The sequence below is a fragment of the candidate division KSB1 bacterium genome, assembly GCA_016214895.1.
In the GTDB taxonomy this organism is placed as follows: Bacteria; Electryoneota; RPQS01; order RPQS01; family RPQS01; genus JACRMR01.
In genome coordinates this window covers 125,369-139,674 of sequence record JACRMR010000003.1, presented here as the reverse complement: position 1 = coordinate 139,674, position 14,306 = coordinate 125,369, and the positions used below count along the sequence as shown (strand labels likewise).

Below are 14,306 nucleotides of genomic sequence, written 5' to 3'. Positions count from 1 at the left end.
GGAAGCCGCCCCCCTGGCCGGAGTCCGATTCGGGCCGCGTGGGGCACCCCATCCGGCGGTCGCGGGCAGGCGAAGCCGTCCTCGACCTATAAGGAAAAGATACGAAATAGCGGGCGGACCTGCAATTTGACGGAGGCGTCTATTGGGCAGAGCTATCGTGTTTGCCGCAGTGAGAGTGCAAATTTTGCGACGACTCGATGGATGAGCGAGTAGAATTCAGCAGAAATAAACTAAGTGTTACATAAGTGTATCTTGTTGTGAATTACGTGCTTCGTTAGGCTTATCTGTAAATTCTCCGTATCTTATCATATTAACCGCGAAAGCTCTTAGAGTTGGATTCCCGGTTATTCAAATCCCCAACAGAAGGTACGTCATGAAGAGGAATTATTTATCCGTATGTGTCTCACGAGTGTTCATCGCGGGGGTGGCCGGTGTCTGCGCGACCTTCGCGCTATGTTCGTCCGCACTTTGCCAAACCAGCGCCGGAGTCCGCCTGCCGAGCATCAGCCTCGGTCGCCAGTCCCAAGTCACCGCCGCTACCATGGCCCGCGTGGATAATGCGGTTTTCATCGCGGAAGATGAAGCGGAACTCGCCGCCGCTCAACTCAGCGGTGAAGACGTTCCGTTTCGCAGCGCCGTTCCACTGGCCGCAAACTTGAATCTGAACAATTCGGGAAGCTGGGAAACGCTGCCCTCAGGCGATCGACTGTGGCGACTGCGCATCCTTTCGCCCGGCGCCACCGACCTATGTCTCCACTACGACAGGTGGACCTTGCACAAGCCCTGCGAACTCTATCTCTACAACGATGACCGCTCGCAGGTGCTCGGCCCCTACACCTACATCGACAATTGGGACGGCACGAATGTCACGCCGTTTACGACCGGCGAAGCGGTAACGCTCGAGTATCTTGTCCCGGTCGATGCGGATCAAGGAGAGCTGGCGATTCAGAATGTGCTGCACGGCTACCGCAACATGTTCAACCAGACGGCGCGCGAGGCGAATCCGCTCGACAATTACGGTGATGCGATGGCGTGCGAATTCAATATTCGCTGCCTCCCGGCCTGGCAGGACGAAAAGCATTCCGTGGCGATGATCTTCGCTCCGGCGTTCGGTCGTTGGTGTTCAGGAGTCATGCTCAATAGTACGGCGCAAGATGGGGCCGCGAACTTTCTCACCGCTGACCACTGCTGGCGAGCGGACATCTCGAATTGGTTGTTCTACTTCGAATACGAAAGCCCGGAGTGCAATCCCACGACGGATGGGCCGACCTCCCTGACCATTTCCAACGCGACCACAGTAGCCCGCGATGCGCCGTCCGATTTCCTGCTGCTGCGGCTGTCCAGGCCGCGTCCCGAGGGGCCGTTCATACCCCGCTTTGAAGGATGGGATCGCAACGACATCGCGCCCCTGTCGTCCACCGGAGTTCACCATCCCGCCGGCGATGTGAAGAAAGGCTCCTATGACATCGAGCCGGCCGTCAGCGACGACTGGAACGGTGTCGGACCGAATACTCACTGGACGGTGGAATGGGAAGGCGGAATCACGGAAGGCGGATCATCAGGCTCGCCGCTGTTTGACGAGAACCATCGCGTGGTGGGACAGCTTCACGGAGGTGCGTCCGATTGCGTGGTCGAGACCGCGGACATCAGCAGCTACGGTAAAATTGCCACAAGCTGGGAAGGCGACGGCACGGCGCTGGGCCGACTGCGCGACTGGCTCGATCCCGCGAATACCGGAGCAACGTGGGTGGACGCGTTCCAACCGGTGGGACCGCCGAACGACAGTTGCGGCATGCCTGGCGTGCCCTTGATTAGGGCCGTTCCGTACGCCCATAGCGGCAGCACGAAATGGGCCGCGGCCAATGGCCAGTCTTCGAGTTCACCCGATGTGGTGTACACGCTGCAATTCCCGTGCGACTATGCGATCACGGTGAGCACCTGCGACGGCGCCGACTTCGACACCAAGATCTACGTTTACCGCACGACACCGGACTGCGACGGGTCGGGCGCCGCCGAAGGCGGTAATGACGATTTTTGCGGAACGCGAAGTCAGTTCAGCTTCACGGCATTGTCGGGACATCTTTACTCGGTCTGGGTGAGTGGCTACGCATCGTCGTCCGGTAACTACAGCTTCTCGGTTACCGGCGCGCCGGTCGCCGTGCAGCCGACGGGATTGTGTCCCGGGACGACGGTCGGCGCCTTGCCCTATTTCACGTTCACCGACAACTATTGCGCACAGGACGACCATGTCTCCTCGTGCTGGCCGAACGGTGGCAGTGACGTCGTGTACAACTGGGTTGCGAACTACGGTCAGCAGATGCGCGCCAAGACCTGCAATACCAACTTCGACACGGTGCTGGAAGTTATTCGCGGCGGCAATTGCACCAGCGGCGGGTCCAGCGCGGGCTGCAATGACGATGCCTGCGGCTTGGGCAGCAGCGTGAGCTTCTTCCCGCAGACCGGCGCAACGTACTGGTTCCACATCGACGGCTTCAATGGCGCGGAGGGCACGACGTCGTTTCAACTCGAAGCTGCGAATGACGACTGCTCCTCGCCGTTCGTGCTACCGGACGTACCAACCTACAGCACGGGGGACACGCGGCCCGCGCGCGATGACTTCGCGACGTACTATGGCGCGTCGTCGAAGGAAGTATTCTTTCAATATACCTCCCCGACGTGTCAGAACCTTTCCTTCAGCACCTGCGGCATGAATGGCTTCGATACCGCGGTGGAGATCCGCACCGGCGGTCCGTGCCCCGGCTCGACGATCGTGGCCATCAATGACGATGCCTGCGGTTCGCAGAGTAATGCAACATGGGGAGCCGATGCCAATCGCACGTATTACATTATCGTCGGTGGCTTCTACGATGTGTCCGAAGGTCCGTTCTGGTTTAACCTGGAAACTCATCCGAATGCGTTGCCGCATCTCGGCGATGTTTGCACAGGGATTCAGATTCCGGCGCTGCCGTTTACCGATTACGGAAGTACCTCGTGCCTGAATCCCAACTACACCAATTGTTCGAGTCCCGCGCTATCGCCGGAAATCGTCTATCAGTTCAGCCTGCCGACGTGCCAGATGGTGACGGTCTCGCTCTGTGGTTCCGATTTCGACACTGAAATCGGAATCTTCGGCGGCGTCTGCCCCGACATTGCCCCGCTCATCACCTGCGATGATGACAATTTCTGCGGCGGTTTGTTCACCACTCAAAGCACGGCCAGTTTCCAGGCCGAGGCCAATACGAACTATCAAATTCTGGTGCACGGCTTCTTCAGTTACTATGGCAACTACGCGCTCAACGTGACGGGAACCCCGTGTGTGGTCGCGCCGGACCCCATTGTCGATGTCGTGGTGCAGATCAATGCGGGCGCCGGCGAAGTCCTGTTCAACTGGGACGCCCCGGCGCGCGCGGCCGATGTCTATCACATCTACGCGTCGCCGACACCTGATGATCTGTTCGCTCCAGAGCATCTGTACGCGGACGTTACGGGGAGTTCGTACGCCTGCCCAGAGTGTTTCAATCTCGGCATGAGCTACTTCTTCGGGGTGATCGTGGAAAATTATTCCGCCGCAAACGCCGTTGCGCCGCGTGACCTCAGCGCGCTGGCGAAGGCCACTGCGGTGCAGGGGCCGACCCGAGTTGCCGCCGATGACCCGCTGTTCACACCGGTCGCGCCGCCGGTGCCGGTCAAGGAAGCGCCGACGAGGAACTGATGATCGGACGAGCAGGATGCTCGTCTATCCGCGCCGCGTCGCTGTGTGCACGTTAATAAGCGCGCCGTCACCTCCCGGGAAGTGACGGCGCGCGTTTGTGTTGTTGGCTGAGGCGCGGGAACGCGCCGCGCGGCGAAGAACACCGGCTGAGCGAGATTCCGGCAGGGACACAGTCCCCGCTCGGCGAGCAGAGCCTACTGCGGAAGCGGAATGTTTGCCGCGTTCGACTTCAGCCAGGTCTCAAAGGACTGCAACTCCGGATTCAACGACCGAGCGAGACCGAGGTTGCGACCGCCGACGAAATCCGCGTTGAAGTCGCGCTTGTACTGAAACATGTTGCCGACATCGTCCGCACCGGGAAAGCCAAATCCGCGATAGACATCCGCAGGGACATCATGGTAGCGAATCGGCTGGCCGATCGCTCTTGTGAGGGCTGAGGCCATTTCGTTTCCGGTCAGATGCTCGCCCGCGATGCCGACCGTCTTGCCGATGAACTCATGGCCCTTCTTGAAAATGCCAAACGCGCACTTGCCGATGTCTTCCGCGGCAATGCCGGGCAGCTTCGTGTCACCCATGGGCATCGTGATGCCGAGCACCCCATCCGGTCCGCGCATCGGTCCCATGCCGAAGTGGATGAAATTCTCCCAGTAGAAGGACGTGTTCAACCAGGTCGTCGGTACGCCCGCGTCGCTGAAGAACCGGTTGCTCTCGCCTTTGCCATCAAAATGCGGGACTTTGTACTTCTCGTGCAGTGTGGGCATGCGCGTGTCGCTCAACGGAACGAGGGCGCGAGTATCTTCGAGTGTGGACCAGATCGCGTGCTGGACGCCAGCAAGTTTCGCTGCCGCCGCAAGATTCTTCGCCTGCTGCATCTCCTTTTCTACCGAGAAATGCTCCCAGTAATTCGTCACGCAGAAGACTCCGTGCGCACCGGCAAAGGCTTTTGTCAGGCTATCAACATCGTCCAAATCCGCGGCCACGACTTCGACGCCGGCCGCCGCGAGGGCCTTGGCTTTGTCAGAATCGAGCTTTCGCGTGATCGCACGCACGGTCCATTGGCCAGACTTGTCCGCCAGAATGGCCCGAACCAGCCCGCCGCCCTGGGCGCCGGTCGCACCTGTCACCGCAATCAACTTCCGTTCAGGCATTGTAACCCTTTCAATCGGTTGAACTTAACTTATTCGCATTCGTGTGAAATACGACAATAATACTCCGATTTTTAGGTGGAGGTTCCGGGGGGAGACTGTGGAGGTGGGTTCTACGGTGCGGGTCGTGGGGTGCGCCGGGAGGAGATCCGACCCCATCTAACTTCCCCAGAAACTGGGGAAGGACCCGAGGCGGAAGATTGGTTGAGCGAGATTCCAGCAGGGAAGGGAATCCGTGCTCGGCGAGCTGATCGAGGAAGGAATCCGCGCTCGGCGGAAGAGCGGGGCACTTGGAGACGAGTGCCGCCGCGAATCATTCCGGCAGGGAAGAAATCCGTGTTCGGCGAGCAAAAGATGCGCGAAGACGCGCACCCCCCCGGCCCCCCACAGGATGTGGGGGGAGTGCCGACGCTCCGATTCCGGACGAGAGTTCCCGATGCGCGAAGACGCGCACCCCCCCGGCCCCCCACAGGATGTGGGGGGAGAACCAACGCTCCGATGCCGGACGGGCGGGCGGCACTACGGGAGAGTCGATGCGCGGATGAGGTAGAAGAATTTCAGATTCGGTGTGGCCAGGACGCCGGGATCAAGATAGGTGGTGGTTGACGCGCTGCCGCTGTACTGGGTGGCAACCGGTGCGAGCGCAGCCGGATCGGTGTGACGATAGACGCGATAGCTGAGCGCACCCGCCACCGGAGACCAGTCCAGCCGCACATTCTGACTCAAGGGCGCGCGCGCGATCACGAGGCCGGTGACCGGTCCGGGCAAGGTCGTGAATTCGTCCGCACCGATGTCCGGCGTGAGCGCGTTACGCGCTTGTTCATCCATGTCGGTGCTGATGCCGGTGACCGGGACGCCCTGCGCATCGCAGGTCGTGTAGTAACCGTCGATGTGCAGGTCCGATGAACCGGCGAAGCCGGGCAGATCGAAGAGCGAGTTCGAGTCGCGACCGCTGGCCTGCCACGAGGCGAATGTCGGATATGATGTCGTGAAGACACGGCCAACAAGATAGCGCGATCCGCTGCCATAGAAGCAGTTGTGGTCACTGGTGAAGCTCACTAACGAGCCCATGGCGATGGCGATGGAGGTGTCGCCGGTGGCGTCGCTGAAGATGATGTTATTCGAGATCGTGCAGTTGGAGGTGCCGCCGCCGCCGATGCCGTAGTAGAACGTCGCCGCGGGACTCTCGTTCAGATAGATGCTGTTAAAGTGAACTCCCGCGCGGGAACCCTCGTTCACGACAATGGCCTGACAGAGACCCGCATTCCAACTATGGAGCGTGTTGTTGTACACCCAGACCATGCTGTTGGTATTGAAGGTGACGAGATTGATGCCGTAGGCCAGACTGCCGGTCAGATCGTGGATTTCGTTGGACTGGACACGAACGGTATCGCCGTTGTTCAGCTGCCCGATCTCAATTCCCTTGACCGTGGACACGTAGGGATGTGATAGTGAAATCTTGAGCCTCTTAAGGCGGGCCTTGTTCTGACATCCGGCGACGACGCCCGAGCCGCAATACTGAATGACGCAGTTGCTCACGACATTTCCGGATTGCGACGTGACGACTCCGGTTGCCGATCCGAGGAGCACGGCGGTCGTGAAGCCCTCGATGGTCACGTTCTCGTAGAGATTGTAGTCGTTGGTCGTGGTCGGACCGCTGGCGCTGCGCACAAAGATTCCCTGTGTCTGGGCCGACGTCTGAGCATTGGTCAGCGTGCAGTTGCGCACGACGTTGGAATCCGCTCCGGCGGTGTCCACAATCGCGGAGCCTGCTCCGGTTCCGAGATGGGTGATGTCGATTCCGTCCCAGATGATGTGATCCGCACCCTTGAACCGCAGTACCGCGGCCACCGGAGATTGCAGGCGGGGACTTTCTTCATCCATGAGCTTCCGCCGAAACGTGACCGTATTTGTCGCCGAAGCTCCCGCGACGGGAATCAGCGTGACCGTTTCGACGAACGTACCCGGATAGACATTGAAGAGCTGCGGATAGCTGATGGTGGTGGAATCCAGATAGCTTACCGCCTGAGTGAAGTTCGCGAAATCATTGCTACCTCCGCCAATGTCCCAGACATCCGGCCCGTGGATTACCTGGAGCGTCAGCGGGACCACGTGCGCGGAGTCGTCCGGGTCGTTGCAATGAATCGTGATCGAACCCGTGTAGGTGCCGGTCGGTCCACCTGCGGTGTTGATGCGAAGCAGCTCCTTCGCCGTCTTTGCACTCCGTAACGGGCTGAATTGCGTTCCTGCACTCGACGGCACAACGGAAAGCCAGTTGGGCGACGGCGGATTGAGGGCTCCGACCGTGATGCTGAAGGTGAGCGGACATTGACCGCTATTCAAAATGTCAAACTCCAGCGTGTCAATGGGAGCGGACGCCTGCCAAATCGTGTCCGAAAGGAGAGCAGGTACGGTCAAATTGGAGACGCCCTCGCAGAGGAGTCCGGTCATCCCGGTCGGGCCGAAGTCAAACTCCAGGAACTGCCCGTTGCCGATACTGGTCCCGGTGATCGCCGCGAAGCTATCGGTGATGCCGGAGTAGGTGAGCAGCGGGAACAGCGCACCGGGCGGAGGAATATAGCCGTTCAGGAATTGCAGATTCAGCGTGCCGCCAAGCTGCAGCGCGCCGTTGCAGAGGAGCTGATCGTGCTGCGTACCGGGAATCGGACCGGCGAGTTCCACGCGGAGCACGGCTGCGGAGTCCAGCACGGCATCCCCAAGCATGGTCAGCGCGCCGGGCGAGAGACCGGGGCTGATCGTGCCGCGGTTCGTGAATAGCGCTTCGGTGATGTCGAGGGTGCCCGTGCCTTGAATCGTGCCGCTGACTTCGTTCACAAAGCTGCCGTAGATGATTAAAGTCGCGTCTTCGTAGATCGTGATCGTGCCCTTGTTGGATCCGCTGCCACTCCACACGACTTTGCCCGAGAGCACGTCAATCGTGCCGGGTGTGCGGGAGACCGTGGTGTTCTCGACAAACACGTCGATGAGAATGGTGTCCGGCTGCGCATCGAACGCGGATTGGCCGGAATTGTAGAAGTCGCCGATGCCGGTCATTTCGAAGCCGGTTTCAAAGCTGAGCGTACCCGTGGGCTGGGAGGCGAGGCGGGCGGAGTCCGTCAAGGTCAACACTCCCGATCCGGCCAGAGTCCCGCTGCCCTCGACGACGAGCGCGATGCCGTCGAGCGTTTTGGAGATCGAGGAATCGAGCAGCAGGGTCGCACCAAAAGGAATCAGGAAGTCCGTGCCCGAATCGGCGGTAAGAGTGCCGCCGGCCCACTGATAGTAGTCTTGCGGCTCGACCAGGCCGTTCAAGAGGCCACGGTAATGCCGAATGGAATCGATGCGCACCGTTGCCGCAGGAATGTCGGGGGCGATGAAGCGCGAGAGCGGATCGGGCAAAACGAGCGAGCGCAGATTGACGATCGTCGGTCCGCCGTCGGCAATGAAGTCCACCGTGGTCGGAAATGACGCGGCCGCGGTGACATAAAGCGAGCCGGTGAAGCCCCAGGTACCGCGCACGTAGGGGGCGGTTCCCGCGAGGTTCGCCGGATCTCCCGCGAATTGGATGACTCCGCCGCCCGTCGTTTCCGCCGTGCCGGGCAGGGAAAGACCGTGGACTTTCAGTGTGCAGGACGCGGAGACACGCGTGGAATCGTCGAGATAGGTCGTATCCGTCAATTCCAGTTTCCCGGAGAGCAGCGACAACATCCCAGCGGGCGGGTACTGGGAGAACGGGATGAGTACGGTGGCCCAGTCGTCCACGAGCAACGTGTCGATGACAGACACGCGGCCAAAGTTGTCGATAGCCGGTTCGCCGGAATCGGTGGAGCGGCCATCGATTGACGACCCGGGATAGAGTTCGAGCGTGGCGCTTGCGTCATTATTCAATGTCGCGGCGGCGCCGGTATCCAGCGAGTCCAGAAAGAGCTGAGAGGCCTGACTGACCTGAACCGTCGCCTCATTGAGGAAATCGTGTGTACTGAGGAAGCCGTCGATCGAGACGATGCCGGAGGGCGAGAGATTCTCGACATCGCCGTCGATCAGGCAGCCGACATCGAGAGTACCCAGATATCCATAGTTCCGCACGGTGGTGACGTCACCTACTACACAAAAGCCTTCGAGAATCAGCATGCCCGAAGCATAATTGTCGAGGCGCGTGGTTGACAGGGTTAAGCTCCCCGTCCCGGTCCGCACCTGAATGAGTCCGTGATTCATGAGGCCGACGGGAGCCGAGGTGGCGGTGGTGAAGAGACTCCACAGATCAAGCACCCCGTTGACTCCGACGGAGCAGGCGACCGCGGTCTGGCCGCAGGTGAACGGGCTATTCACGACCAGCGTTTGGACTCCGCCGGCGCCGCCGAGGAGGAGCGCTTCAACCGTGACGGGGATATCCACGGTCACGGAATAAGTACCGTTGAGTTGAATCGCAGCGGTGTCGTTGGGACCGGGCGTGCCCTGCCCCCAATTGCCCGAGACCGACCACAAGCCACCGGTGGCGTTGGTCCAACTGGTCGTAATCGCGCGGGCGGGCAAACTCGCGAACAGCACCGCGAGAGCAAACAGAATGCGAATGGTGTGCGTCATGAGATACACTCCGCGGGCATGGATAGTTTCAGCCAACATATCAAGCGGCAGCGGTAATGGCACGCTACCTTGCAATGAAGATTGAGGGAATTGGGGCAATCTTACCGCACCCGCGCAATTCACCCCTGCCGCTCGCCGGAGCGGCAGGGGTGATGGCGGTCGATTTCAAACTCGATCCGCTAATTCACGGAGCGAACGAAGTAGAATTTGCGCAAGCCGTCCGTGGAGTCGGTGAACGTCGTGTCAGAGGTCATGCCCTCCAGCGTCCACAGTAACGGATCCACGGTGACATCGGGCGACGAATACACCGCGTAACTCGCGGCACCCGCTACCGGGGGCCAATAGAGCTTCTTGATGGCCTCAAGTATCTTCTTGATGACCAGATTCGTGACGTCGGTGGGGGGCGGCGAATCGTCAAGGCTCTGCAACCAGTAGTTGTGCAGTGGAACCCACTCGCCGTCGCCGCGATCAACTTCGATCACGAGGTCGTGTACGGCGACCGCTTGGCGACTCGTGAATTCGAGGGTGAAGGGGATGACCACCGAATCGCCCAAGGCCAGATCGGGAATCGTGAAGGGGAATGCCACACCGGGCGAAGCACCACTGATGCGGACACGCGGCGTGGATGCATCGGGCGCCTGTTCGCGCAGCCGCCCGTATCCGCTCCATAACATATCGAGGTCTTTCTTTATGCGCAGCGAGTAGGTGCTGTCGTTGCCGACGGGGACGCCGATTCTGCCGGTGAGGCTGGAATCGCCGCCGGTGTCACCCTCGAACGGCGAGTTACAGAGCTGGTGCTCGCAGCAGAAGATATCTCCAGTGGTCTCGTTCAGTACCTCAACCTGAAAGCAGGCGCACTCGAAGAGCGGGATTCCCGCCGGCAGTGTCACGTTGATCGTGAAGGTTTGGCAGTTGTTTCCGCCGCTCGGGAGCGGATAAGAGCCTTGCCAACCGGACGGACTAAGGACGGTCGGGGGCATGTAGGCGCAGCCCGGCGTAGTTGGCGTTACGCCGCCTAACAGGAATGAATAGTTGGCTTGCGGACCGGAATTGCAAAGTGTGAGCGTGTACTGCGCGACACTCCCGTTCCAGTTGAACGGGCCGGTGATGTGGCAGTACTCTTTGCATTTGCCCACGGAGCCGCTATTGTAGATCTTGAGCAGTTCATCAGCGCGCAGGGCCCGGCGGAAGAGTTCCACTTCGTCGATGGCACCGTTGAACTTGCCGAAGCCCGTAACCTGCGTGGATGCGATACCAAAGTACGTTCCCGCGCTGGCCAGCGAACCCTGGGTGGTCACAACAATGCCGCCCCATTGCACGCCATTCACGTACAACCGGAGAATGCCCGTTCCAATCCCGCTGTTGAATTTTTCAAATGTCATCGCGGCAAAGTACCATACACCCGAAGAAATATTCGGTCCGCACTTCACCGCAACGGGATTCCCCACGGCATCGTTAACCCGGCAGCAGAGCTGGCTGTCTTCGACGTAAAGCTGGAATCCGCCCTGATCGTCTTCCTTGCCGGCAATGCTTTCGGCGCCGGGGGAGAGATTGCTTTGCTCAAACCAGCAATCGAGCGTGAAGGAACCGTCGTTCACGTTGTTATACGGATGGTCTGGGGAACGCACGTCGTTGGAGCCGTTGAACAGCAAGCCCCGCGGGCCGACCACCGCCGGAATTGGCGTCGGCGTTCCCTGCCAGGTGCCGTCACGATTGCTGGCCACGTCCGCCGACGTAGTCCCCGCGAGTTCGTCGAGCGGCCACCAGTTCTGCAAGTCGGTGAGCCAGTTGTCACAGGAGTCCTCGCAGGCCGGCGAGCAGTCACAGCTGTGACACTGGATGTCGAGAACATAGGGGCCGGAACTACCGCCCTCGCCTTCAACCTTGATAAAATACTCCGGGAGCGGATTGACACAGGGTGCAATTTGGCAGTCATTTCCGACTCCGAGACTATCGTCCGTGGCTAACAAGGATGCGCAAGTCAATCCGAACATCCCTCCGGGCATCGAATGGTAGATGGAGACGCGGGGATTGAGTCCCTTGCCGTAGGGGTATTCGGTCGGGGTATCATTGCCGTACACATTCACGTCAAGCTCGACGCAGTGCCCAGGGAAGGGATTCAGCGTCGAGATCCGATAAAAGTCCACGTCGATAGCAGAAACGATGGTCCCGCAATAGGTACCGCAGCCGATCGACGCCTCAATCGTTTCGCAGGAGTTGTTGAAACTCTCGACATTGTGTTGCGTCTCGTAGTCTTGGAACGGGCACGGACAGGGAGGAATGTTGATGCAGTAGTCCGAATCAGCTTCGCAGCAGGACGAAGTGATGCTAATCGTCACGTTGACGCATCCGCCGGAAGGGAATATACTTGTCAATTGAACGGGTAACGTGACCACCTGTGTTCCTCCCGGGGCAAGCAGGAAGCTCGTGGAGAGGGGAGTGAGGGGAATGACGACTCCCCCCGGTCCTGACCCGCCGCTGAGCTGCACGCCGCTAACATCGCAATAGTAGGGCGCTGAGTTGTGGACCTGAACGGTCAAGTCAAAAATGGTGGGACTGAAGACGCCATTTACGCACGAGAATTCGGGCGCCTGGATCGAATTCACTTTGACGTGTTCGGGAAAGACGCAGGGAGAGCCGCATGTGCTGTTAGGCGTCCACAGACCAGCAAGCTGATTGCAGAGTGCAAACGTCGTGATGGCCTGGAACGTGTGGTTCAGCGAGTCGCAGTAGCAGCAGCAGCCGGGACCGCAGCAAGCCACGAAGAAGAGCTTCTCCGTCGATCGCCAGCCAAAGCATCCCCCGTCCCATAGCGCCAACGTTGCCCGGTACCACGTATTGCAGATGTAGGTTCCGCCTAAGCCAAGATAGAAGGACTTGAGATCTTTGACTCCCGCTTGCTGGCCGACGAACCACTGTGACCGTTCTGTTAGCGGGTAACGGTTACCGAATTCATCTGACTGCTCCACTGACCAGAAGTGGGAGATTTCGCCGGTAGTCGCGCTTCCGTCCGCCCAGAACTCGGGATCATCGTCGCAAACAGTGTCGGCCATGGTCAAAACCGGTTGGTAACCGGAGTCACAGAAACCGTCGATGTAGGCATAACCGTAATGCCCTCCCAGCGAACAATCCGCGGTGCGAAAGTCCACGAAGACGGTCTGCCCAACATATGCACTCAGGTCAACAGCGACGCACTCCCATGGATGATAGACAACGGTACCCCCCTGTGTAGATGCTGCCAAGATGAAATACGGATCATTCGCGTCAGCTCCTTTGACGATCGAGGTAATTGTCACCGGCCAGGGCATGCCCATTGTATAGACTGTGTACGAAAAGGTGGGTTGACTCGATGCGGAGTGGCCTGGATCCTGAAGAACCAAGGCATAACTGAATCGCAAGATCGGATCGGCCGCGGAGACCGTGAAGTATGTGCTCAGCCCATCGGCTTCATTATTGGTATAGTCATTACCGAGCCGGATCCCGTAAGTCCCTTCGCGCGTGCAGGGAAGCACGGTGCCGCCGAGGATTGGATCGTAGGTTGGATACGTCATGATAGCGTGACGTGCGGGGTGATACCCCTGGCTCCACGTAGCACCTGCATCATTGCTGATGTAGCTCGCCCATTCGGCTGGGAATGAACTTGACTCGAAGAAACTCTCACCGGGCGGGCAAACGATGTGATCTTCCGCACCGAGCGGCACCACTCCAATGGAGAAGTTGCCTTCCGATTGACCGTCTGCACCGTCCACAATAACATAGTAATCTAACCCTGCGGTAAGGTCAAGCTGAACGTAATACGTTGGTATCGTGTCCCCGTTCAGGGTGCAACCGATGTCAGCACACGATAACTGAGAGTTGCCGGGACACGAACCGCCCACACGGGTCTCCAATCTGACAGCGCCGGCAGAACCGCAACTGGTCACCGCGTAGATGCCAGACTGATCGGGTGTGAAACTGTAGATGACATCCGGTGCTGTATTGCCCCCACAGTGATAGTCGTCAAGTGCTCCGATGGTGGTCCAGCTCGCACGATACGGAAGTGAATCAATTGCGATTGCTGACGCGCAGTTGTCACCCTGGTTCTGCAGCGAGATACTGAGCACATAGTCCCCGTTAGTGGATGTATCTGCTCTGCTCACGATAACGAAGTAAGTTGAGTCCGCAGCCAGCGGCAGATCCAAGTAGGATTGTGGCAAAGTAAGTGTATCGGCAGGGGCGTGGCAGCCGTTGTCATTGCAAGCGATTTGCACGCTCCCGGGACAAAGACCGCCAGATCGCACATAGAGGAAAGTGTCAAACTGGCTCCCGCATAATGAAACCGAATACGCTCCGGAGACCAGCGGGGTGAACTCGTAGATCACATCCGGACCACCCAGCGGACAGGGTGATTCCCCCCCGAAATTGTGTGCCGCTTCTGAGATACTACCGGTTGACACGTAGGGCAAACCCGTGACAATGGCACGGCTGCCGCAGTCATCTTGCCCCCACACCACGTCCACCGCTGCCGCCGTGATCAGCAACATTAGTAACATCTTTGAGAAACTATTCACAACCTTCTCCTTCTTCACACTCTTGACATGTAGCACCATAGTTGATACACAAATATAATGGTAAACCGCTTCTGTGTCAAGCCATAGTCACTTGTGAACGCATTATTTCTCAAAGAGTCGAATTGTTAACGATTAGTTACATCATTGGTGAATTTGAACGTATTCACTCGACCGAGCGCTTCATGGAGTCGAATCCGCTGTCCCCTTGCCGCATCCGGAGCTTACTGGAATGCCCGGAACCGGAAGAACCCTCGCAGACGAAGCGGCTGATGCTGCTGCGGTAGGGTGGTGGTAGGCGGGTGTGTCGGAGGGGGG

At 59.1% G+C, this 14,306-nt stretch carries 4 protein-coding genes; 1 reads left to right on the top strand and 3 read right to left on the bottom strand.

All coding sequences use genetic code 11. From position 1 onward, the window contains the following. The first annotated feature begins 373 nt into the window (after positions 1 to 373). Entirely contained in the window at positions 374 to 3,712 is a 3,339-nt protein-coding gene (locus tag HZB60_02620) for a trypsin-like peptidase domain-containing protein (GenBank protein MBI5058659.1), read from the top strand. Positions 3,713 to 3,906: 194 nt separating this feature from the next. Here HZB60_02620 and HZB60_02615 read toward each other — a convergent pair whose 3' ends face one another. The 3 genes from HZB60_02615 to HZB60_02605 all read right to left on the bottom strand — a co-directional run bounded on the left by HZB60_02615 (position 3,907) and on the right by HZB60_02605 (position 13,973). Then, on the bottom strand, positions 3,907 to 4,860 hold the full coding sequence (locus HZB60_02615; protein ID MBI5058658.1) for an NmrA family NAD(P)-binding protein: 954 nt from the start codon (positions 4,858 to 4,860) through the stop codon (positions 3,907 to 3,909). A gap of 516 nt (positions 4,861 to 5,376) precedes the next feature. Further along, complete coding sequence (locus tag HZB60_02610) at positions 5,377 to 9,441, bottom strand: right-handed parallel beta-helix repeat-containing protein (protein ID MBI5058657.1); 4,065 nt, start codon at positions 9,439 to 9,441, stop codon at positions 5,377 to 5,379. 179 nt (positions 9,442 to 9,620) lie between these two features. Further along, positions 9,621 to 13,973, bottom strand: coding sequence for a LamG domain-containing protein (locus tag HZB60_02605; protein MBI5058656.1), 4,353 nt, complete (start codon positions 13,971 to 13,973; stop codon positions 9,621 to 9,623). Positions 13,974 to 14,306 lie beyond the last annotated feature (333 nt).

What these genes read in the sequence shown, in the direction of transcription:
- HZB60_02620 (MBI5058659.1), top strand. Translation starts at nt 374, where the DNA reads ATGAAGAGGAATTATTTATCCGTATGTGTCTCACGAGTGTTCATCGCG.
- HZB60_02615 (MBI5058658.1), bottom strand. Translation starts at nt 4,860, where the DNA reads ATGCCTGAACGGAAGTTGATTGCGGTGACAGGTGCGACCGGCGCCCAG.
- HZB60_02610 (MBI5058657.1), bottom strand. Translation starts at nt 9,441, where the DNA reads ATGACGCACACCATTCGCATTCTGTTTGCTCTCGCGGTGCTGTTCGCG.
- HZB60_02605 (MBI5058656.1), bottom strand. Translation starts at nt 13,973, where the DNA reads ATGTTACTAATGTTGCTGATCACGGCGGCAGCGGTGGACGTGGTGTGG.